The sequence below is a fragment of the Streptomyces showdoensis genome (assembly GCF_039535475.1).
GTDB classification, from domain to species: domain Bacteria; phylum Actinomycetota; class Actinomycetes; order Streptomycetales; family Streptomycetaceae; genus Streptomyces; species Streptomyces showdoensis.
Map to the genome: position 1 here is coordinate 1,858,143 of NZ_BAAAXG010000026.1, position 21,438 is coordinate 1,879,580.

General features: G+C 72.5%; 19 protein-coding genes and 1 pseudogene. 15 read left to right on the forward strand and 5 right to left on the reverse strand.

Annotated elements, in window-relative coordinates; genetic code table 11:
• Window position 1: 1 nt before the first annotated feature.
• Window positions 2–1,187, forward strand: a pseudogene (dnaJ, locus tag ABD981_RS21465) (molecular chaperone DnaJ).
• A gap of 4 nt (window positions 1,188–1,191) precedes the next feature.
• Complete coding sequence (locus ABD981_RS21470) at window positions 1,192–1,638, forward strand: heat shock protein transcriptional repressor HspR (RefSeq protein WP_046910326.1); 447 nt, start codon at window positions 1,192–1,194, stop codon at window positions 1,636–1,638.
• Between the two features lie 36 nt (window positions 1,639–1,674).
• Here ABD981_RS21470 and ABD981_RS21475 read toward each other — a convergent pair whose 3' ends face one another.
• Window positions 1,675–2,691: a helix-turn-helix transcriptional regulator gene (locus ABD981_RS21475; protein WP_205628260.1), complete on the reverse strand. Its 1,017-nt coding sequence runs from the start codon at window positions 2,689–2,691 to the stop codon at window positions 1,675–1,677.
• A 127-nt stretch (window positions 2,692–2,818) separates the two neighbouring features.
• Between ABD981_RS21475 and ABD981_RS21480 the strand changes: the two genes are divergently transcribed.
• A complete protein-coding gene (locus tag ABD981_RS21480) occupies window positions 2,819–3,022 on the forward strand; it encodes a hypothetical protein (RefSeq protein WP_131723916.1) in 204 nt (67 codons plus the stop codon).
• Window positions 3,019–3,339 (forward strand): Rieske (2Fe-2S) protein, encoded by a 321-nt coding sequence (locus ABD981_RS21485; protein WP_046910328.1) that lies wholly within the window; start codon window positions 3,019–3,021, stop codon window positions 3,337–3,339. Before ABD981_RS21480 ends, ABD981_RS21485 begins: the two co-directional genes overlap by 4 nt.
• Window positions 3,340–3,531: 192 nt before the next feature.
• Here the strand turns inward: ABD981_RS21485 and ABD981_RS21490 are convergent, their stop codons facing one another.
• Complete coding sequence (locus ABD981_RS21490) at window positions 3,532–3,936, reverse strand: pyridoxamine 5'-phosphate oxidase family protein (RefSeq protein WP_046910329.1); 405 nt, start codon at window positions 3,934–3,936, stop codon at window positions 3,532–3,534.
• A 127-nt stretch (window positions 3,937–4,063) separates the two neighbouring features.
• On the opposite strand from ABD981_RS21490, the gene clpB reads away from it, so the two are divergent.
• Together clpB and ABD981_RS21500 are read left to right on the forward strand one after the other, a co-directional pair.
• Entirely contained in the window at window positions 4,064–6,652 is a 2,589-nt protein-coding gene (clpB, locus tag ABD981_RS21495; RefSeq protein ID WP_046910330.1) for an ATP-dependent chaperone ClpB, read from the forward strand.
• Between the two features lie 123 nt (window positions 6,653–6,775).
• Window positions 6,776–7,312 (forward strand): type III secretion system chaperone family protein, encoded by a 537-nt coding sequence (locus ABD981_RS21500; RefSeq protein WP_046910331.1) that lies wholly within the window; start codon window positions 6,776–6,778, stop codon window positions 7,310–7,312.
• A 17-nt stretch (window positions 7,313–7,329) separates the two neighbouring features.
• On the opposite strand, the gene ABD981_RS21505 is transcribed toward ABD981_RS21500, so the two are convergent.
• From ABD981_RS21505 to ABD981_RS21515, 3 genes are all read right to left on the reverse strand, one after another.
• Window positions 7,330–8,496, reverse strand: coding sequence for a glycosyltransferase family 39 protein (locus ABD981_RS21505; RefSeq protein WP_382748455.1), 1,167 nt, complete (start codon window positions 8,494–8,496; stop codon window positions 7,330–7,332).
• Window positions 8,497–8,611: 115 nt separating this feature from the next.
• Complete coding sequence (locus tag ABD981_RS21510) at window positions 8,612–10,363, reverse strand: NlpC/P60 family protein (RefSeq protein ID WP_123954927.1); 1,752 nt, start codon at window positions 10,361–10,363, stop codon at window positions 8,612–8,614.
• 83 nt (window positions 10,364–10,446) lie between these two features.
• Window positions 10,447–11,616 carry a pyridoxal phosphate-dependent aminotransferase gene (locus tag ABD981_RS21515; RefSeq protein ID WP_046910332.1) on the reverse strand — a complete coding sequence of 390 codons (1,170 nt, stop codon included), beginning with the start codon at window positions 11,614–11,616 and terminating at the stop codon, window positions 10,447–10,449.
• Window positions 11,617–11,741: 125 nt separating this feature from the next.
• Between ABD981_RS21515 and ABD981_RS21520 the strand changes: the two genes are divergently transcribed.
• The 9 genes from ABD981_RS21520 to ABD981_RS21560 all read left to right on the forward strand — a co-directional run bounded on the left by ABD981_RS21520 (window position 11,742) and on the right by ABD981_RS21560 (window position 21,391).
• On the forward strand, window positions 11,742–11,963 hold the full coding sequence (locus ABD981_RS21520) for a hypothetical protein (protein WP_123954928.1): 222 nt from the start codon (window positions 11,742–11,744) through the stop codon (window positions 11,961–11,963).
• A 284-nt stretch (window positions 11,964–12,247) separates the two neighbouring features.
• The gene (locus ABD981_RS21525) at window positions 12,248–12,766 is read left to right on the forward strand and encodes a DUF2617 family protein (RefSeq protein ID WP_046910333.1); all 519 of its coding nucleotides are present in this window, start codon (window positions 12,248–12,250) and stop codon (window positions 12,764–12,766) included.
• Window positions 12,767–12,863: 97 nt separating this feature from the next.
• Complete coding sequence (locus tag ABD981_RS21530; RefSeq protein ID WP_123954929.1) at window positions 12,864–14,483, forward strand: polyamine aminopropyltransferase; 1,620 nt, start codon at window positions 12,864–12,866, stop codon at window positions 14,481–14,483.
• An 80-nt stretch (window positions 14,484–14,563) separates the two neighbouring features.
• Window positions 14,564–15,367 (forward strand): SRPBCC family protein, encoded by an 804-nt coding sequence (locus ABD981_RS21535; RefSeq protein WP_046910334.1) that lies wholly within the window; start codon window positions 14,564–14,566, stop codon window positions 15,365–15,367.
• A gap of 32 nt (window positions 15,368–15,399) precedes the next feature.
• The gene (locus ABD981_RS21540; RefSeq protein ID WP_046910335.1) at window positions 15,400–16,191 is read left to right on the forward strand and encodes an aldose epimerase family protein; all 792 of its coding nucleotides are present in this window, start codon (window positions 15,400–15,402) and stop codon (window positions 16,189–16,191) included.
• 24 nt (window positions 16,192–16,215) lie between these two features.
• The gene (gene pyrE, locus ABD981_RS21545; RefSeq protein WP_046910336.1) at window positions 16,216–16,755 is read left to right on the forward strand and encodes an orotate phosphoribosyltransferase; all 540 of its coding nucleotides are present in this window, start codon (window positions 16,216–16,218) and stop codon (window positions 16,753–16,755) included.
• A gap of 223 nt (window positions 16,756–16,978) precedes the next feature.
• Window positions 16,979–18,001: a class II fructose-bisphosphate aldolase gene (gene fbaA / locus ABD981_RS21550; RefSeq protein ID WP_046910337.1), complete on the forward strand. Its 1,023-nt coding sequence runs from the start codon at window positions 16,979–16,981 to the stop codon at window positions 17,999–18,001.
• Window positions 18,002–18,091: 90 nt separating this feature from the next.
• Window positions 18,092–19,255 carry a MalY/PatB family protein gene (locus ABD981_RS21555; RefSeq protein ID WP_165590993.1) on the forward strand — a complete coding sequence of 388 codons (1,164 nt, stop codon included), beginning with the start codon at window positions 18,092–18,094 and terminating at the stop codon, window positions 19,253–19,255.
• A gap of 141 nt (window positions 19,256–19,396) precedes the next feature.
• On the forward strand, window positions 19,397–21,391 hold the full coding sequence (locus ABD981_RS21560) for a hypothetical protein (protein WP_046910363.1): 1,995 nt from the start codon (window positions 19,397–19,399) through the stop codon (window positions 21,389–21,391).
• The last annotated feature ends 47 nt before the right edge of the window (window positions 21,392–21,438 follow it).

Here is a 21,438-nt window from a genome sequence, read left to right on the forward strand (position 1 = left end):
GATGAGTACGAAGGACTTCGTCGAGAAGGACTACTACAAGGTTCTCGGCGTCCCCAAGGACGCCACCGACGCCGAGATCAAGAAGGCGTACCGGAAGCTCGCCCGCGAGAACCACCCGGACGCCAACAAGGGCGACGCCAAGGCGGAGGAGCGCTTCAAGGAGATCTCCGAGGCGAACGACGTCCTCGGCGACCCCAAGAAGCGCAAGGAGTACGACGAGGCCCGCGCCCTGTTCGGCAACGGCGGCTTCCGCGCCGGCCCCGGCGGGGCGGGCGGCTCGTTCAACTTCGACCTGGGCGACCTCTTCGGCGGTGCCCAGGGCCCCGGCGGAGCCGGTGGCTTCGGGGGCGGCGGCGGTCTCGGGGACGTCTTCGGCGGTCTGTTCAACCGGGGCGCCGGCGGTGCGGGCACCCGCACGCAGCCGCGCCGCGGGCAGGACATCGAGTCCGAGGTGACGCTCAGCTTCACCGAGGCCATCGAGGGCGCGACCGTGCCGCTGCGGATGTCCAGCCAGCAGCCGTGCAAGGCGTGTTCGGGCACCGGCGACAAGAACGGCACCCCCCGGGTGTGCCCGACCTGCGTCGGCACCGGGCAGGTCTCGCGGGGCAGCGGCGGCGGCTTCTCGCTGACCGACCCGTGCGTGGACTGCAAGGGGCGCGGCCTGATCGCGGAGAACCCCTGCGAGGTCTGCAAGGGCAGCGGCCGGGCCAAGTCCTCGCGGACCATGCAGGTCCGCATCCCGGCGGGCGTGAGCGACAGCCAGAAGATCCGGCTGCGCGGCAAGGGCGCCCCGGGCGAGCGCGGCGGGCAGAACGGCGACCTGTACGTCGTCGTGCACGTCGACGCCCACCCGGTGTTCGGCCGCAGGGACGACAACCTCACCGTCACGGTGCCCGTCAGCTTCGACGAGGCGGCGCTCGGCGGCGAGGTCAGGGTGCCGACGCTGGGCGGCCCCCCCGGTCACCCTGAAGCTGCCCGCCGGCACGCCCAACGGGCGCACCATGCGGGCCCGTGGCAAGGGCGCCGTCCGCAAGGACGGCACGCGCGGCGACCTCCTCGTGACCGTGGAGATCGCGGTGCCGAAGGACCTGGACGACAAGGCCCGCGAGGCCTTGGAGACCTACCGCGAGGCCACCGCGGACGAGGACCCCAGGGCAGAGCTGTTCCAGGCCGCGAAGGGAGCTTGAGGACATGGACCGCCGCCGCAACCCGTACCAGCTGACCGACGAGACGCCGGTGTACGTCATTTCGGTGGCGGCCCAGCTCTCCGGCCTGCACCCGCAGACCCTGCGTCAGTACGACCGCCTGGGCCTGGTGTCCCCGGACCGCACCGCGGGCCGTGGGCGCCGCTACTCGGCCCGCGACATCGAGCTGCTCCGCCAGGTGCAGCAGCTGTCGCAGGACGAGGGCATCAACCTGGCCGGCATCAAGCGCATCATCGAACTGGAGAACCAGGTCGCGGCGCTGCAGAGCCGGATCGCCGAGCTGTCGACCGCGGTCGAGGGCGCGGCGGCGGCGATGCGCCAGCGCGAGGCCCAGGTCCACGCCTCGTACCGGCGCGACCTGGTGCCGTACACGGACGTCCAGCAGGCCAGTGCCCTGGTCGTCTGGCGCCCGGGCCACAAGCGCGGCGAGTAGCCCCTCGCAGCCCTCCGCGGCCTTTTCCCGGCGCCCTCAGAGCGCTCCCGAGGCCCCCTCCCCATCGGCGGAGGGGGCCTCGTCGAGCATGCCGGACTGGGCGATGAGGAAGCCGAGCTGGGCGCGGCTTCCGCTGCCGAGGGTGGCGGCGAGTTTGGCGATGTGGGCGCGGCAGGTGCGCACGTTCATGCCGAGGCGGCGGGCGATGGCCTCGTCGACGTGGCCCTCGACGAGGAGCTTGGCGATGGAGTGCTGGACGCCGCTGATGCCGTCCCTGCGCTGGGCGCCCGGGACCTGCTCGCCGAAGGGGGTGGCGCGGGCCCAGGACTGCTCGAAGACGGTCGCCAGGTACTCCACGAGGCCGGGGTGGCGCAGTTCCAGGGCGACCTGGCGGTCCTGGCGGGCCGGGATGAGGGCGACGGAGCGGTCGATGATGATGAGCCGCTCGATGCTCTCCTCCAGGGTGCGGACCTGGAGCCGGTCCATGCCGGCCCGTTCGAGGTAGACCTGCATGCCGGGGCTGTGGCGGACGGTGTGCTGGTAGAGGGTGCGCACCCGCACGCCGCGGTCGAGGAGCGGCTGGACGCGGTTGAGCGCGGTGCTGAGGGTGTGTTCGCTGCGTCCGCCGCCGGGCTGGACGGTGAGGAGCTCCTGGGAGCACTCGGCGGTGGCCCGGCCGAGGACGGCGTCGATGCGGTGGATGCCTTCGAGCACGGTGATGGCGTGGGTGGTCGAGGGGTCCTGGGCGCTGATCGCCATGAACGGCTCGAACGTGCTGGACAGGCCCATGGCCATGGCCCGGCGGTCCTGGATCTCGCGCTCCAGGGGCTGGACGAGCCGGGCGAGCGCCGCGGAGGGGGGGACGGGTCGCAGCCAGGACGGATCGTCCGGATCCGGATGCAACAGGTCGAGATCCATGAGGCAGGGTGCGGCTTCTGCCTCACTCCTGGTTATTCGTCCGATCCGCAACGCACTTGCGTACAAGTCCGTTCCGGCTGCACAGAGGTCGACATGCCCGTGAGGATGTGTCGGGTCTGTCGGTTTCTGCGGCATATGCACACCCCCCAGGATCCTGTATTTCAGGAACATGATGCATTGCCCCAGTGGTGCCAGCGCAAAGACTGAGCCATCGTCTTGTACGCGGGGGAGAGGAAACCATCAAGTGAGGTCGAAGCCGCTCATGTCCACGAAACTGCTTCGCTCGATACTTGCTTCCGTCTTCATTGGGGCGGCGGCAGTAGGAGCGCTGGCCGTCAGCGACCCGGTGTGGGACAGCACGCCCGCCAAGGTCGTCGCGGCACCGATCGACCCCGTCTGGGACTTCGCCCCGGCCGGCCAGCTCGACCCCGTGTGGGACTCCAGCCCGGCGGACGCGGACGCATGACCGTGCCCCCGGACGACCGGACCTTCCGGCGGGAGATGGCTTCGGCCTACCGGTCCGGGTGGCACTTCGTCGATCTCGTCACGGCCATCCCCCACCGTGGCGACTCGCTGATGGTCACCCTCTTCGGAGAACCGATCGTCGTGGCCCGGGAGCAGGACGAGGACGTCCGTGCCTACCGGTGCCTGCGTCGGCCCCGAGGCGCCCCGCAGCCCGTCCGCTGTGCCATCCGGTACGGCATGATCTTCGTCAACCTCGACCAGCGGGACCACCAGCTGGTCGAACCCGAGACCATCACCGCCACCCCCCGCAGTGCCTGAGCGATTCCCCCGTCGTTGTAGATCGCTCAGGTACTTCCCCCACACAGCGGCGCCATCGCGGACCTGAAACGCGATGGCGCCGTTGTGCATCTCCGGCCGGGTGCCGGGTGCCGGGTGCCGGGTGCCGGGTGCCGGGTGCCGGGTGCCGGGTGTGCCGGGTGCCGGGCGCGCCTCGCCCGCCCCGGCCGCGCCTCAGGCCCGGCCCATCGCGCGGGTCAGCGCGATCTCGATGACGACCCGGTCCGGGTTCGGGGCCGGGACCCGGCCGTAGCGCTCCGCGTAGCGGTCCACCGCGTCCGCGACCACGTCCGCCTCGGTGCGGATCACGGCGACGCCCTCCAGGGTGGCCCAGCGCCCCTTGTCGACCTGGCAGACCGCCACCTTCGCGCCCTCCGGGCCCGCCGCCAGGACGTTCGCGACCTTGCGGCTGTGCTTGTTGGTGATCACCCGCGCCAGCCCGTTCTCCGGGTCGTACGTGACGCCCACCGCCACCACGTGCGGGGTGCCGTTCGGCCGGGGGGTGGTCAGGGTGCACATGTGGTACTCGCGCCAGAAGCTGAGATACGAGTCGCCGGGGTTCCTCGGGTCAGTCGCCATGCCCGGAAACTACCTCCGCGGAGACCCTTGCCGATACCTTGAGCGGAATAGGCTCAACTTTGTGTATGTTGGATGAGGCAACACCGTCAGGCAAGGAACACAGAGCTCGCAGGAGGAGACACCGCACGTGGACGCCGAACTGACCAACAGGAGCCGGGACGCGCTGAACGCGGCGAGCAGCCGCGCCGTGTCCCAGGGGCACGCCGACCTCACCCCCGCACATGTGCTGCTGGCCCTGCTGGCAGGCACGGACAACGAGAACCTCACGGACCTGCTCGCCGCGGTCGAGGCCGACCAGGCCGCCGTGCGCTCCGGCGCGGAGCGGCTGCTCGCCGCCCTGCCCAGCGTCACCGGGTCCACGGTCGCGCCCCCGCAGCCCAGCCGCGAGCTCCTCGCGGTGATCGCCGACGCCGCCGAGCGCGCGAAGAAGCTGGGCGACGACTTCGTCTCCACCGAGCACCTGCTCATCGGCGTCGCCGCCAAGGGCGGCCGGGCCGGCGAGGTCCTCGACGGGCAGGGCGCCACCGCCGCCCGGCTCCAGGACGCCTTCGAGAAGAGCCGGGGCGCCCGCCGGGTGACCACCGCCGACCCGGAGGGCTCGTACAAGGCCCTGGAGAAGTTCGGCACCGACTTCACCGCCGCCGCCCGCGAGGGGAGGCTGGACCCGGTCATCGGCCGCGACCACGAGATCCGGCGCGTGGTGCAGGTCCTCTCCCGCCGCACCAAGAACAACCCCGTCCTCATCGGCGAGCCCGGCGTCGGCAAGACCGCCGTCGTCGAGGGCCTGGCCCAGCGGATCGTGAAGGGCGACGTGCCCGAGTCGCTGCGCGGCAAGCGGCTGGTCTCGCTCGACCTCGGCGCGATGGTCGCCGGCGCGAAGTACCGCGGCGAGTTCGAGGAGCGGCTGAAGACCGTCCTCTCCGAGATCAAGGAGAGCGACGGCCAGATCATCACCTTCATCGACGAGCTGCACACCGTCGTCGGCGCGGGCGCCGGCGGCGACTCCGCCATGGACGCCGGCAACATGCTGAAGCCGATGCTGGCCCGCGGCGAACTGCGCATGGTCGGCGCCACCACCCTCGACGAGTACCGCGAGCGGATCGAGAAGGACCCCGCCCTGGAGCGCCGCTTCCAGCAGGTCCTGGTCGCCGAGCCGAGCGTCGAGGACACCGTCGCCATCCTGCGCGGCCTCAAGGGACGCTACGAGGCCCACCACAAGGTGCAGATCAACGACTCCGCGCTGGTGGCCGCCGCGACCCTCTCCGACCGGTACATCACCTCCCGCTTCCTGCCCGACAAGGCCATCGACCTCGTCGACGAGGCCGCCAGCCGGCTCCGCATGGAGATCGACTCCTCGCCCGTCGAGATCGACGAGCTCCAGCGCTCCGTCGACCGGCTCCGGATGGAGGAGCTCGCCCTCTCCAAGGAGACCGACGAGGCCAGCCTCCAGCGCCTGGAGAAGCTGCGCCGCGACCTCGCCGACCGCGAGGAGGAGCTGCGCGGGCTCACCGCCCGCTGGGAGAAGGAGAAGCAGTCCCTCAACCGCGTCGGCGAGCTGAAGGAGCGGCTCGACGAGCTCCGCGGCCTGGCCGAGCGCGCCCAGCGCGACGGCGACTTCGACTCCGCCTCCAAGCTGCTCTACGGGGAGATCCCGACCCTGGAGCGCGAGCTGGCCGAGGCCACCGAGGCCGAGCGCGAGGCCGCCAAGGACACCATGGTCAAGGAGGAGGTCGGCCCCGACGACATCGCCGACGTCGTCGGCGCCTGGACCGGCATCCCGGCCGGCCGCCTGCTGGAGGGCGAGACGCAGAAGCTGCTGCGCATGGAGGACGAGCTCGGCCGCCGCCTGATCGGCCAGAGCGAGGCCGTCCGGGCCGTCTCCGACGCCGTGCGCCGCACCCGGGCCGGCATCGCCGACCCCGACCGGCCCACCGGCTCCTTCCTCTTCCTCGGCCCCACCGGCGTCGGCAAGACCGAGCTGGCGAAGGCCCTCGCCGACTTCCTCTTCGACGACGAGCGGGCCATGGTCCGCATCGACATGTCGGAGTACGGCGAGAAGCACTCCGTCGCCCGCCTCGTCGGCGCGCCCCCCGGCTACGTCGGCTACGAGGAGGGCGGCCAGCTCACCGAGGCCGTCCGCCGCCGCCCGTACAGCGTGGTGCTCCTGGACGAGGTGGAGAAGGCCCACCCGGAGGTCTTCGACGTCCTGCTCCAGGTCCTCGACGACGGGCGCCTCACCGACGGCCAGGGCCGCACGGTCGACTTCCGCAACACGATCCTGATCCTCACCTCCAACCTGGGCAGCCAGTACCTGGTCGACCAGGGGACCCCCGAGGACGAGAAGCGGCAGCGGGTCCTGGACGTGGTGCGGGCCAGCTTCAAGCCCGAGTTCCTGAACCGGCTCGACGAGATCGTCGTCTTCTCCGCCCTGGACCAGGACGAGCTGGGCCGCATCGCGCGGCTCCAGATCGACCGCCTGGCCCGCCGCCTCGCCGACCGCCGGCTCACCCTGGAGGTCACCCCCGAGGCCCTGGCCTGGCTCGCCCAGGAGGGCAACGACCCGGCCTACGGCGCCCGCCCGCTGCGCCGCCTGATCCAGACCGCGATCGGCGACCGGCTCGCCCGGGAGATCCTGTCCGGCGAGGTCCGCGACGGGGACACGGTCCGGGTGGACCGCTTCGAGGACGGTCTGATCGTGGGGCGGGCCTCGGTCTGAGCGGCCCCTCGGGGGCGGCCCCCGCGGCGCGGATCAGCTTGCAGCGGATACGCGCCGTGGGGGCTTGCCACGCCCCGCCCGGCATGAGGGAGGATGGCCACATCCGTACGAAGGGAAATCCCGGTGAGCATCGACCCGTCCTCGATTCCGAATTTCGGGGGACAGCCCCAGCCTCAGGCCGCAGGACCGGCGGGCCCCGTCGTTCCCGACCAGGACCTGGTGAAGCAGCTCCTCGACCAGATGGAGCTGAAGTACGTCGTCGACGACGAGGGTGACCTCGCGGCGCCGTGGGAGGAATTCCGCACGTACTTCATGTTCCGCGGCGAGGACGACCAGCAGGTCTTCTCCGTCCGCACGTTCTACGACCGTCCGCACGCCGCGGACGACCGCGCCAAGGTCCTCGACGCGATCGACGACTGGAACCGGCGCACCCTGTGGCCCAAGGTCTACACCCACCTGCACGAGGAGGAGGACGGCTCCGCCACCCTCCGTCTCATCGGTGAGGCCCAGATGCTGATCGGCACCGGCGTGTCGCTGGAGCACTTCGTGTCCTCCACCGTCAGCTGGGTCCGCGCGTCGATCGAGTTCGACAAGTGGGTCGTCGAGCAGTTCGGTCTGGAGGCCCCGGAGGGCAAGGAGTCCGGCGAGGCCGGCGAGTGAATCGCCGCTCCTGACTCCTACAGGGCCATGCGTGCCAGCGTGAGCACGTACACCCCGTAGCCGAACGAGAGCCCGGCCAGGCCCGCGACCACCAGGATCGCGGCGCGTGGCCGGGCTCTCGTCAGTGCCAGGGCCGCCGGCAGCAGCAGCGGGAAGGCCGGCAGCAGGAAGCGCGGCTTCGACTCGAAGAAGCCCGAACCGCCCACGGTGATCAGCACCAGCACGCCCGTGTAGACCAGCACCGGCAGCGGCGGGCGCTCCACCAGCGCGAGCAGCGCGAAGAGCAGCACCCCGACGCCCGTGATCACCAGCGCCATCACGAAGCCGAACTCGGTCGGGCCCTTCGCCACCATGTCCCGTACGAAGCGCAGCGCGCCCCGCCCGAAGTCGAAGCGCGAGGTCCAGCCCTCCTGCACGGCGAAGTAGCCGCCCAGCAGATCGCCCCGCCGCGCCCCCACCCACAGCACGTACGAGGCCCAGCCCACCGGTGCCAGGGCGGCGCCCGCCCAGGGCCGCCACCCCGCCCGGCCGCGCCGCCGCCACAGCTCCAGGGCGACGGCCGCGAGGACGGCGCAGGCGACCGCCACCCCGTTCGGCCGGGAGAGCCCGGCGAGCGAGGCGAGGGCGCCGGCCAGCAGCCAGCGGCGGGTCAGCAGGGCGTACAGGGCCCAGGCGGCGAAGGCGGTCATCAGCGGCTCGGTGTACGCCATGGTCAGCACCACCGCGTGCGGCAGCAACCCCCACAGGAGCACCAGCACGACGGCCGCCGGCCGCCCCGCGATCCGCTCGGTGACCAGGTAGATCCCCCAGGCCGCCGCCCCGGCCGCCAGCCAGGACAGCAGCAGCCCCGCCGTCCCGTACGCGACCGGCAGCACGCTCGCCACGGCCCGCACGAGTCCCGGGTAGAGCGGGAAGAAGGCCAGGTCCGACTGGGCGCCCCCGTCCGGCCAGAACAGGGTGCGCCCGTAGCCGTGCGCGGCGATCCGGGTGTACCAGTCCGAGTCCCAGGACTTGGCGAGCAGCGCCCGCGGCGACCGCCCCACGTGCCAGGCCCACAGCGCGAGCACCAGTGTCCCGGTGAGCCGGGCGGCCGCGAACAGCCCGAGCGCGGGCGCCGCCCGGTGCAGCGAGGCCCGCCAGCGGGGCACCCGCCGGACGGTCGGCACCGGGACGGCGGCGGACACCGGGCGGTCGAGGGTCTCGGCGGACAGGGGGCACCTCCGTGCGCGCGGGGAATCCGTTCATACCCGACAAGTCGGTTTACCGGATCAACGCCGCGGCACGGAGGGGGCGCGCGGGTCAGAAGCGGCGGATCACCCGGAGCGTGACGGTGTAGACGTCGCCCTTCTTCACGATCTTTCCGTTCTCGACGACGTTGGGCCGGCCGTCGAGGATCGACTTGCCGCCGACGTCGCCGAGGGTCGGCCCGTTCGGCGACTTGCGGCTGGAGACGAAGCGGCGCTTGCCGTACGCGTCCGGGCCGAGGTAGATGCCGACGTGGCCGCCCGGCTCGTCGGTCGTCGTGTCGGTGTCGAAGTAGACCGTGTCCCCGATGCGCAGCCCGTCGAGCGGCGGGGTCTCGCCGACCGCGCTCTCGGCGATCTTCACGCCGGGGGCGGCGACCGCCAGTTTCGAGGACGTGCGGGCCAGGCCGCTGCTGCCGGCGTCCGCCGACTCGTGGAGCATCGGCAGGCCCAGGTGGTAGCCGAAGACCATCCGGACGAAGCCCGAGCAGTCGAGGCAGCGGAAGAACTCGGGCTCCGGGTCGCGCTCCCCGAAGACGGGGAAGGACCAGGGGATCCCCAGGTACTCCTGGAAGTCGGCGCCGACCGTGCGCAGCCCGGTGGCCGGGTCGGCCTTGCTGTACTCGGACGTGCCGAGCACCTGCCGGCCGTCCCGGGTGACGGCCGGGGCGTAGGGCTGGTACATCGCGCAGTAGGCGAGGGCGTCGGGCGAGGTGTCCCCGGCCCAGGCGGTGATCCGCTGCTCCAGGGCCGTCGTCCAGGCGCCCGCGAAGGGCTCCGGGAGGACCCGTACCCAGGTGTCGTGGGTGACGAGCGGCGGGTCGGGCCAGATGGCCGTCTCGATCCGGAACGCGTCGACCCGGGCCCGCAGCGGCACGGTGGCGTTCTTGTGGGCGAGCCCCCGGACGCCGACCGCGCCGACCGGGAAGGAGGCGTCGGTGACGGTGTGCGTCCAGGCGGCCGGCTCGGTCGCGTCCTTCCAGGCCCGGGCCCGGATCAGGTCGCCGGTCCGCTCGACCCGGACCCACCACTGCTCGCCGGCGGCGTAGCCGGTGCCGACCGTGACGGCCGCGCCGAGCGTGGACGCCTGGTCCGCCAGCTCCTTCTCCAGCACGAGCTGGACCTCTCCCGCGGGGGTGAGGACCAGCCGGGCCCGGTAGTGGTTGTTCACGTCCTCGGCGCCGAAGACCAGGCCGAGCGAGACGTTGGCGCCCACCGGCCGCTTGTCGAAGGAGAACCGGGCGCGGACGTTCACATCGCCGATGGCGTAGTCGGGGAGCAGCGAGAACCGGCTGCTGTCGGCGGCGGTGAACGTGATGACGGCCTGGCCGCCCTCCACCGTGTAGTCGGCGTCGGCGCCGTTGATGTGCGACCAGCCGCCGCCGCCCGGCGACATGCCCCAGCCGCCCTTGGGCGGGACCCGGCCGAAGTCGTCCAGGACCGGCTGCTTCTGCTCGGTGAACCAGCGCTTCGGCCCGCGCACCGTCACCGTCCGCGCTCCGGTGGTGAGCGTGGCGAGCACGCCCGCGCCGTCGCTGACCTCCAGGCCGCCGGCGATCGCGCGGGTGGTCAGCGGCCCCGCCGGGTGCGGGGCGAAGTGCCAGGCGTCGGTCGGATCGGTGTGCAGCGGGCGCCGGGGGTCGGGCAGGCCGGGCAGCGGCGACGGCACCAGCGGCGGGTCGGCCGTGGGGACCGGGGCGGCGGCCGCCGGGGCCGTCGCGGCGAGCGGCAGCGCGCCGCCCGCCGCGACCCCGGCGAAGGCGAGCAGCGTCGCCCTGCGGCTGGGTGAGGACTTCGGTGTGGACATGTGCGGGTACCCCCCATGGTCATGGCGCCGTGATCGTTCGCGATCAGGGCGAGGGGGACCCTACCCGCGCACCGGGACCGTCCTCAGGCCAGCCCCTTCAGCCGGTCCACCGCCTCCTGGAGCACATCGACGCGCTTGCAGAACGCGAACCGCACGAAGGGCGCGCCCTCCTCCCGGTGGTCGTAGAAGACCGCGTTGGGGATGGCGACGACGCCCGCGCGTTCGGGCAGCGCCCGGCAGAAGGCGAAGCCGTCGGTCTCGCCGAGCGGGCGGATGTCGGTGGTGACGAAGTAGGTGCCGGCCGGCCGGTGGACGCCGAAGCCCGCGGCGGCGAGGCCCTCGCTCAGCAGGTCCCGCTTGGCCTGGAGCTCGGCGCGCAGCCCGTCGGTGTAGGCGTCGGGCAGGCGCAGCGCCTCGGCGACCGCGTACTGGAAGGGGCCGGAGGAGACGTAGGTCAGGAACTGCTTGGCGGAGCGGACGGCGCCGGTCAGCTCGGGGGTGGCGGTGATCCAGCCGACCTTCCAGCCGGTGAAGGAGTACGTCTTGCCGGCGGAGCCGATGGTGACGGTCCGCTCCCGCATGCCGGGCAGCGAGGCGATCGGCACGTGCTCGGCGCCGTCGAAGACCAGGTGCTCGTAGACCTCGTCGGTGACGACGAGCAGGTCGCGCTCCTGGGCGAGTTCGGCGATCGCGGTGAGCTCGGCGCGGCTGAGCACGGTGCCGGTGGGGTTGTGCGGGGTGTTGAGGAGGATCAGCCGGGTCCGCTCGGTGACCGCGGCCCGCAGCTCGTCCAGGTCGAGCGCGAAGGCGCCGTCGTGCGGGCGGAGGGTGACCGGCACGCGGGTGCCGCCGGCCATGGCGATGCAGGCGGCGTACGAGTCGTAGTACGGCTCCAGGGCGACGACCTCGTCGCCCGGCTCGACCAGGGCGAGCAGCGCGGCGGCGATCGCCTCGGTGGCCCCGGCGGTGACCAGGACCTCGCTGTCGGGGTCGTACTCCAGGCCGTACCGGCGCAGCTGGTGCTCGGCGATCGCCGTGCGCAGCTCGGGGACGCCGGGGCCCGGCGGGTACTGGTTGCCGTGGCCCTCGCGCAGGGCCCGGACCGCGGCCTCGCGGATCTCCTCGGGGCCGTCGGTGTCGGGGAAGCCCTGGCCCAGGTTGATCGAGCCGGTGCGGGTGGCGAGCGCGGACATCTCGGCGAAGATCGTCGTGCCGAACTCCGCGAGCCGGCGGTTGAGCAGCGGTCGTGTCATGCCCGTCATCCTCGGGTGAAGCTCTGGACTTGCTCAAGTGTGCTTTGGGCGCGGTTCGGGCCGGGAATCCCCCTCGCACGCCGGGAAACGGCGCACGACAACGGCACACCAGTACGGGGGACGACATGGAAGCGTTTCTGATCGTGGCCTTCGCGATCGTGGTCATCGGCTTCACCTCGGCGGTGAAGGGGAGCGGGTCGAACAGGCGGCGCCGGCGCCGGCGCGGCGGCTGGTCGAGCGGGGGCAGCGGCGGCGGCTGCGGCACCGGTTCCTCCTGCGGCTCCTCGTCCTCCTGCGGGTCGTCCTGTGGCGGGGGCGGCGGCGGTGGCTGCGGCGGCGGGAGCTGACGCGCGCAACGGCGGTCGTACGCGCTTCCGTTGGGCATGTGTGGGAACCACGCGATCGATTCCGACTGAACAGTTGAACCGAGGGGCCCCCGAGGGGATGGAAACCACGCCAAGTTGGGTAAAAACGCTGTGAGCTGCCCGCGGTTCATGATTCCCTCGCTGTTGAGAACATCCAGCCCTCGGACCGTGTGTGGACCCGAGCCGGCGATCCCCACTCCCGGTCGAAGCCCTTCGCCGGGACGCCCCCCGGCCCACCCGTCAAACCGTGTTTGCGGAGCCGACCCATGCTCACGACCCTGAAGACCTCCTACACCGACACGCGCGCGGCCGACCTGGCCTGGGCGCTGGGGCGCGACCCGCTGCCCGCGCTCGCCGTGCTCGACCTCGAACTATCCGGCGCGAAGCTGCAGTTGCGGCTGCTCGGCGCCTCCCACCAGGTGCTCCTGGAGGAGGCGGAACGCAACTGCTCGGAGACCGTCGCCTGCATGCCCGGCAGCAGCACGCCACTGCCGCTGGGGGTGTCCAAGCGGGTGGGCGAGTGGGAGTACGAGTTCGCGGCGCGCGTCGAGACCCTGACGCAGGGCTCGTTCGCGGGCCGCGCGCAGGAGTTGCTCGCGCTCGTCGCCGACCACCCCCACGGCCTCGCGGGGACCTTCCCCGGCTCGCCGCACGCCTTCACGGCGATGCTGGCGCAGCGCCACGAGGGCCAGGTGCGCTGGCGCACCTGGCACGCGTACCCGCAGGAAGGGCAGTTGGTGGTCACCAGAACCCGGATCGGCGCCCGTATGCCCGCGATGCTCTGATGCGAAGCCCGCGACACTCCGATGCGCCGTCCGTTCACCCCGGATGCACTCGTGTGGGTGACAAGTGGCAACGGATCCGTGACGTAGCGTTACGGGCATGATCGACCCGCCCGTGACCGCGCCCCCGCCACCCCAGCGGGCGGTGCGGTTGCCGCCGGAACGGCCGCGGGCGGTGCGGTACCCGGTCCTGGCGGTGGTGTTCGTGTGCGCCGCCTGCGGTCTGGTGTACGAGCTGGAACTGGTGGCGCTCGCCTCCTACTTGATCGGCGACTCGGTCACCCAGGCGTCCGTCGTGCTCTCCGTCATGGTCTTCGCGATGGGTGTCGGCTCCCTGCTCGCCAAGCGGCTGCGCTGCCGTGCCGCGGTCGGCTTCGGCCTGGTCGAGTGCGGCCTCGCGCTGATCGGCGGCTGCTCGGCCATGGTGCTGTACGCGGCCTTCGCCTGGCTGGGCGAGGCGCGGTACGTCCTGGTGGCGTTCTCGCTGGCCATCGGGGTGCTGATCGGGGCGGAGATCCCGCTCCTGATGTCGCTGATCCAGCGGGGTGCCCGGCGGGAGCAGGACGCCGCAGGCACGGTCGCCGACCTCTTCGCCGCCGACTACGTCGGCGCCCTGGTCGGCGGCCTGGCCTTCCCGTTCCTCCTCCTGCCCTGGCTCGGCCAGCTCACCGGAGCCCTCGTCACCGGCGCGGTCAACGCGGTGGCGGGCGGCGCCCTCGTGCTCTGGCTGTTCCGCCGCGACCTGACCCCCCGCTCCCGGTGGCTGCTCGTCGGCGCCAACCTCGCCGTGCTCGCCGTCCTCGGCACGGCGACCGCCCTCGCGGACGACTTCGAGCAGGCCGCGCGCCGCGCCGTCTACGGCCCCGACGTACGGGTCGCCGTCCGCACCTCGCTCCAGGAGGTGGTGGTGACCGGCGGCCACGGCGGCCCGCCCGACCTCTTCCTCGACGGCCGCCTGCGGGTCGGCGGCCGGGACGAGTACCGCTACCACGAGGCCCTGGTGCACCCGGCGATGAACGGGCCCCGCGCCCGCGTGCTGATCCTCGGCGGCGGCGACGGACTGGCCGCCCGCGAGGTGCTGCGCTACGCCGACGTCCGCGCGGTCACGGTCGTCGAGCTCGACCCCGGAGTGGTCCACCTGGTCCGCACCGACCCCGAACTGGCCGCGCTCAACGGGCAGGCCTTCCGGGACCCGCGCGTCACCGTCGTCTACGGCGACGCCTTCCGCCTGCTGCGGCCGCCCGGGCCCGTGCAGGAACGGTACGACGTGGTGATCTCCGACCTGCCCGACCCCGGCCTCACCGCCGGCGCCAAGCTCTACTCGGCGGAGTTCTACGGCCTCGTCGCCGCCCGGCTGGCCGACGGCGGCCGCCTGGTCGTCCACGCCGGCTCGGCGGCCGCCCGCCCCCGCACCTACTGGACCGTCGACGCGACCCTCCGCGCCGCGGGCTTCGCCACCCGTCCGTACGCGGCCGCGGCTCCGCCCGCCCGGGCGACGCGGACCGCCGGCCCGCCCCCGGCCGGCCCCGCGAGCCCCTGGGGCTACCTGCTGGCCGCCAGGACCCCCCACCGCCCGCTCCTCGCCCTGTCCCCGACCGCGCCCCGCCTCCGCTCCCTCACCCCCGGCTCGCTGACGACCGCGGAGACCCGCATCGAGCGCACCCGCACGGCCGAGCGGACCGGCCTCCCGCCGTCGACCCTCGTGCACCCGCGCTACTGAGCACGGCCCGAAGCCGCCCCGGCCCCCGGTGGGACGCAAACAGGCGACGGGCGGCCCGCGCCTGAGTAGGCTCGGCTCCCATGGAGCATGAGGTGTTCGTCCCGGTCCCGGCCGAGGTCCTGCGCGCCACGCTGACGGACCCGGCGCGGGTCGCGCGCTGCGTCCCCGGCCTCCAGCAGGACGCCGAAACGGACGCGGACCCGCTCGCCGGGCGCCTCAAGGTCCGGGTCGGCGGCAACACCATCACCTACCGCGGCGCCCTGCGCCTCACCGCACGCGACGGCGGCGCCTTCGCCGTCGAGGGCGAGGGCAGCGAGGTCCGCGGCAAGGGCTCCGCGGCCCTGGAGCTGACCCTCACGCTCACCCCGGTGGCCGAGGGCACCACGCTCACCTTCACCGGCCGGGTCAAGGCGGCCGGCCGGCTGGCCGAGGCCGACCCCGAGGCCCGCGGCGCGGCGGGCGCCCGGCTGCTCGACCGTTTCGCGGAGGCGCTGGTGGCCGTGGCCGACGTGGAGGCGGAGCTGGCCGCCGAGACCGACACGGACGACGACGGGGTGGACGACGGCGCGGAGGAACCCCCGCCCGCGGACACCCTCGACGCGCTGGACGCCCTCGACATCACGGAGGCGCTGGAAGGCGGCGCCGCCCGCACCGACGCCGACCCCCTGGCCCCGCCCGCCGCGGAGGCCGCCCACGCCCGCCGCACGATGATCGGCCGCAGCGCGGAGGAGGTCGACCACGCCCCGCCGCGCGGCCGCTACGCCCCGGTCCCGGCCCCCGAGACCTCCAGCGCCACCGCCACGCTGCGCTGGATCGCCCCCGCCGCCGCACTGGCGATCGCCTCCGCGGTCGTCGTCGGCCGGGCCTGGCGGCGGCGCCGCTGACGCCGCGTCGGGCCAGGCCATAAGGTCGTGACGTGAGCACTCTGACGCGACTGACGGCCGGCGACGCCGAGTTGACCATCGACCCCGAGCACGGCTGCCGCATCGACGGCCTCCGCATCGGAGGCACCGAACTGCTGCTCCAGGGAGCGCACTACGGGGCCTTCGTGATGGCACCCTGGGCGGGCCGCACCGCGAACGGGCGCTTCCGCAACGGCGGCACCGTCCACCAGCTCCCCGTCAGCGAGCACGCCGCCCCGCACGCCCTGCACGGCACCGTCCGCGACGTCCCGTGGAAGACCGCCCACGTCACGGAGACCACCGCGGCCTTCACCACCGAGCTCGCCGAGCCCTGGCCGTACGCCGGCCGGGTCACCCAGACCTTCGAGCTGACCGAGGACTCCCTCACCCTCCAGCTCGGCATCGAGACCCTGACGGACTCCTTCCCCGCGCAGGTCGGCTGGCACCCCTGGTTCCACCGCACGCTCGGCGGCCGAGAGGTGGAGCTCGACTTCACCCCCGGCTGGCAGGAGGAGCGCGGCGAGGACCACCTCCCCACCGGCCGCCGCATCGCGCCGACGCCCCGGCCCTGGGACGACTGCTTCGGGATGCCCGGGGGCGTCGACATCACCCTCACCTGGCCGGAGCAGCTGGAGCTGCGCCTGACCAGCCGGGCCGAGTGGCTGGTGATCTACGACGAGCCGGCGGACGCGGTCTGCGTCGAGCCCCAGTCCGGCCCCCCGAACGGCCTCAACACCGACCCGCGGCTGGTCACCCCGATCGACCCCCTGGAGCTCGCGACCACCTGGCGCTGGCGTCGCCTCTGAGCGAGCGGCTTTAAGCTCGTCAGCATGACTGACGTACGCGCTGAGCTGCTCCAGCAGATCAAGGACAAGGCCGTGGTGCACGGCAAGGTGACCCTCTCCTCGGGTCGTGAGGCCGACTACTACATCGACCTGCGCCGGATCACCCTGGACGGCGAGGCCGCGCCGCTGGTCGGCCAGGTCATGCTCGACCTGACCGCGGAGCTGGACTTCGACTGCGTGGGCGGTCTGACCCTGGGCGCCGACCCGGTGGCCACCTCGATGCTGCACGCCTCGGCCGCGCGCGGCGCGCGCCTGGACGCGTTCGTCGTGCGGAAGGCCCAGAAGGCCCACGGCATGCAGCGCCGCATCGAGGGCACCGAGGTCAAGGGCCGTCGCTGCCTGGTGGTGGAGGACACCTCCACCACGGGCGGCTCGCCGCTGACCGCCGTCGAGGCGGTCCGTGAGGCGGGCGGCGAGGTCGTCGCCGTGGCGACCATCGTGGACCGGGGCGCGGCCGACGCGATCGCCGGGGCCGGGCTGACGTACCTCACCGGCTACCAGCTCTCGGATCTCGGACTGGCCTAACCGCCGTCAAGTCGTGACTTAGGTCCCGGGACCCCCGGAGATACGGTCCTGACCTGCAGTTTTATCCAAAGGCGGGGTGTTTCACGTGAAACACCCCGCCTTTGTGTCCGTACGGCCCGTGGGAGCCCGCACAGGAGTCTGGAAAGATGGACGGCGACGATGACGTCGCCCCCAGGTCAGGGCCTAGCAACGCACACACCCGCACATCACAAGGAGCGGACGAATGCCCATCGCAACCCCCGAGGTCTACAACGAGATGCTCGACCGGGCGAAGGCAGGCAAGTTCGCCTACCCGGCCATCAACGTGACCTCGTCCCAGACCCTCCACGCCGCCCTGCGCGGCTTCGCGGAGGCCGAGAGCGACGGCATCATCCAGATCTCGACCGGTGGCGCCGAGTTCCTGGGCGGCCAGTACAACAAGGACATGGTCACGGGCGCCGTCGCCCTGGCCGAGTTCGCGCACATCGTCGCCGCGAAGTACGACATCACGGTCGCGCTGCACACCGACCACTGCCCGAAGGACAAGCTGGACGGCTACGTCCGCCCGCTGCTCGACATCTCCGCCGAGCGCGTGGCCCGCGGCCTGAACCCGCTCTTCCAGTCGCACATGTGGGACGGCTCCGCCGAGACCCTCGCCGACAACCTGGCCATCGGCCAGGAGCTGCTGGCGAAGGCCGTTGCCGCCAAGATCATCCTTGAGGTCGAGATCACCCCGACCGGTGGCGAGGAGGACGGCGTCACCCACGAGATCAACGACGAGCTGTACACCACCGTCGACGACGCCATCCGCACCGCCGAGGCCCTCGGCCTGGGCGAGAAGGGCCGCTACCTGCTGGCCGCGTCCTTCGGCAACGTCCACGGCGTCTACAAGCCGGGCAACGTCGTGCTCCGCCCCGAGCTGCTCAAGGACCTGCAGGCGGGCGTCTCCGAGAAGTACGGCAAGGCCTCCCCGTTCGACTTCGTCTTCCACGGCGGCTCCGGCTCCACCGCCGAGGAGATCGCCACCGCGCTGGAGAACGGCGTCGTGAAGATGAACCTCGACACCGACACCCAGTACGCCTTCACCCGCCCGGTCGTGGACCACATGTTCCGCAACTACGACGGTGTCCTGAAGGTCGACGGCGAGGTCGGCAAGAAGAACACCTACGACCCGCGCACCTGGGGCAAGCTGGCCGAGGCCGGCATGGCCGCCCGCGTCGGCGAGGCCTGTGTCGCGCTGCGCTCGGCCGGCACCAAGCTGAAGTAGGCACCACGCCGCAGCAGTCAGGCAGTCCACGAGGGCCCGGCACCGTTCCGACGGGGCCGGGCCCCTCGTCGTATCCGGAAAAGAGGCAGGGTGTCCGAGTTCGACTTCGACCGGGAGATAGACCGGCGCGGGACCTGGTCCGTGCAGTGGGACGGCATAGCGGACCGCTTCGGCGACCCCGACCTGCTGCCCTTCACCATCTCCGACATGGACTTCGCCTCCCCGCCGGCCGTCCTCGACGCCCTGCGCGAGCGGGTCGGCCACGGCGTCTTCGGCTACACCGACTGGCGGCTCGGCGCGTTCCGGGAGGCCGTCCGGGACTGGTACGCGGAGCGGTACGGGACCGTCGTCGACCCCGAGGCGATGGTCTACGCGCCCTCGGTGCTCAACCAGCTCTCCCAGCTGCTGCGGATGTGGACCGGGCCCGGTGACGGCGTCGTCGTCCACACCCCCACCTACGACGGCTTCCGCAAGGCCGTCACCGGTCTCGGGCGCGAGCTGCGCGGGGTGCCGCTCGACGACCCGGAGGCCCTGGAGCGCGAGCTGGCCCGGCCCGACAGCCGGATGCTGCTGCTCTGCTCCCCGCACAACCCGACCGGCCGGGTGTGGACGGCGGCCGAGCTCAAGGAGTTCGCACGGCTCGCCGAGCGGTACGAGGTCGCCGTCGTCAGCGACGAGATCCACGCCGACCTGACCGCCGACGGCCACCGCCACGTGCCGTGGGCGGCCGTCGCGGAGCCGGGCCGGGGCCGTCGCTGGGCGATGGTCACCTCCGGAACGAAGGCCTTCAACTTCCCCGCGCTCTCGGGCTCCTACGGCTTTCTCGGCGACCCGGACGAGCGGGTCGCGTTCGTCCGCCGCATGGAGACGGGCGAGGGCCTGGCCTCCCCGGCGGTGCTCTCCCTCACCGCCCACATCGCCGCCTACCGCCACGGCGCGCCCTGGCTGGACGCGCTGCGCGGCTATGTCGCCGGGACGATGCGCCTGGTGGAGGAGCGGATCGCCGAGGGCCTTCCGGGCGTCGTCTGGTCCCCGCCGCAGGCCGGCTACCTCGCCTGGATCGACCTGCGTCCGCTGGGCATCGACGAGTCCGCGCTCCAGGAGGAGCTGGTCACCGTCGAGCGGGTCGCCATCATGCCGGGCGGGGTCTACGGCACCCCCGGCTTCGTCCGGCTCAACGTCGGCTGCCCCCGGGCCAAGGCCGAGCGGGGGGTGGACGCGCTCGTACGGGCGGCGACGCGGCTGCGCGGCTGAAAGGGGCGACAAGTCGACATTCGGTGAAGTTGAGCGCTTGACGGATACCGGGAGGCGCGCTGTCGGGGGCGTGATCTAGGCTGCGGATCACCGTGCCCCGTTTCTGGGGGCCGGAGGCCATTTTTGGGGGGTCTCTTCATCGTGCGTAAGCGCACTCTCTCGGCCGCGACGTCGCTCGCGGTCCTCTTCAGCTCCGCGGCACTGGTCGCGGGTACGGCGGGTTCGGCGGCTGCGGACAGCAGCGTGCTCCTGCCGGTGTCGTCCGTGGGCGACCTCGTGGTGGACGGCGTCCACCAGAAGATCTTCATCAGCGACCCTGCCTACGGCAAGGTCGTCGCGACCGACTACGCGGGCCGCGTGCTCGCGACCGTGACCGGTCTGCCGGGCGTCACCGGCCTCGCGCTCTCCGCGGACGGCGCGAGCCTGTACGCCGCGGTCCCGGGCGCCGACTCCGTCGTCGCCGTGGACACCACGACCGTCACCGAGACGGCCCGTTACGCGACGGGTGACAAGACCGACCCGAAGCACCTCGCGCTCGCGGGCGGCAAGATCTGGTTCGGCTACGAGCCGACCGGCACCGACCACGGCGACATCGGCTCGCTCGACCTCTCGGGCACCGACCCGGTCGTGAAGCTCGCCCAGGACGACGAGACGAACTACTCGGGCGCCCCGAGGCTCGTCGCCTCGCCCGGCAACCCGAACACGATCGCCGCGGCGTCCTCGTACTACAACCGCTTCAAGGTCGCCACGTACGACGTGACCTCGGGCACGGCGAACCGCACCGCGCGCAACGACAGCACGCTGTCCGGCGTCACCAACGACCTGGCGTTCACGCCTGACGGCACCCGTCTGGTGACGGCCAACGCCGGCAACGTGCACCACGTGTGGCAGACCTCGGACCTCACCGAGGTCGACACCCTCCCGAGCGACTACCACGGCGCGGCCGTGGCGATCGCCCCGGACGGCACCGTCGCGGCGGGCTCCGACTCGTCGTACGGCAAGGACGTCTTCGTCTACAAGCCGGCCACCAAGACCGCGGTCCGCACGTACGACTTCCCGAGCACCGGGTCCAGCAGCGGCGGGGACGACCTCGCCGACGGCGGTCTCGCCTGGGAGCCGAACGGCAGCCGTCTGTTCGCGGTGACGAACAACTACAACGGCATGGTCCGCCTGCACGTCCTGGACGAGCCGACCAAGTCCGCCCCGGCGGTCACCGTGCGGGTCCCGGCCACCGCTCCGGTGCAGAAGGCGCTGACGGTCAGCGGCTCGGTCGCGGCCACCCTGGCGCTGCCGGCCGGGACCCCGCTCGCGGTGACCCGCTTCGACGTGGAGAACCCGGCCGGCAAGTCCCTCGGCACCAAGCCGCTCGGGGCGAACGGCGCGTTCTCCTTCACCGACACCCCGGCCGTCGCCGGCAACGTCACCTACAAGGTGGCGTACGCGGGCGACGCGCAGCACTCGGCGGCGTCCGGTACCGCGCTGGTCAAGGTCTCGCACAACAAGACCTCGATCACGCTCGACAAGAACAAGAGCATCCACAACTACGCGACCACGGTCACGTACACGGCCACCCTCGGCCCGACCTACAAGAACCGCGTCGTGGAGATCTGGGCCGACCCGTGGGGCTACGAGCCCAAGCGCCTGCTCAAGCGGGGCACGGTCAACGCGCAGGGCAAGCTCTCCGCGTCCATGTGGATGTCCCGCGACACCACGGTGACCGCGGTCTTCGCCGGTGACGCGCGCAACGGCTGGGCGCAGGCGGTGTCGGGCGTCTACACCCGTGCCGGCGTGTCCACCACGCTCTCGCGCCACTACAAGTGGACGAAGATCGGCAACGTCAACTACCAGACGTACCGGACGTCGAACTACGTGCTGATCACCACCTGGCACAACGCGTACCCGAACCGCCTGACCCGCAACGACGCCCAGATGTGGATCCAGGGCGCCTGGCGCGACCTCGGTCCGGAGTGGTTCGCGCTCGACCGGTACGGCAAGGCGTACGTGCGCTTCCAGGGCGACCCGGTCCTGGCCGGCTACAAGTTCCGCGTCCGCTCGTCGTACATCGACGGCGCCTCGGGCGACAACGTGAACAGCACGGTCTACGGGCCGTGGAAGTACTTCAACTTCACTCGCTGAGTGCGTTGAGCTCGCAGGGGCCCCGTCCACCGTTCCGGTGGGCGGGG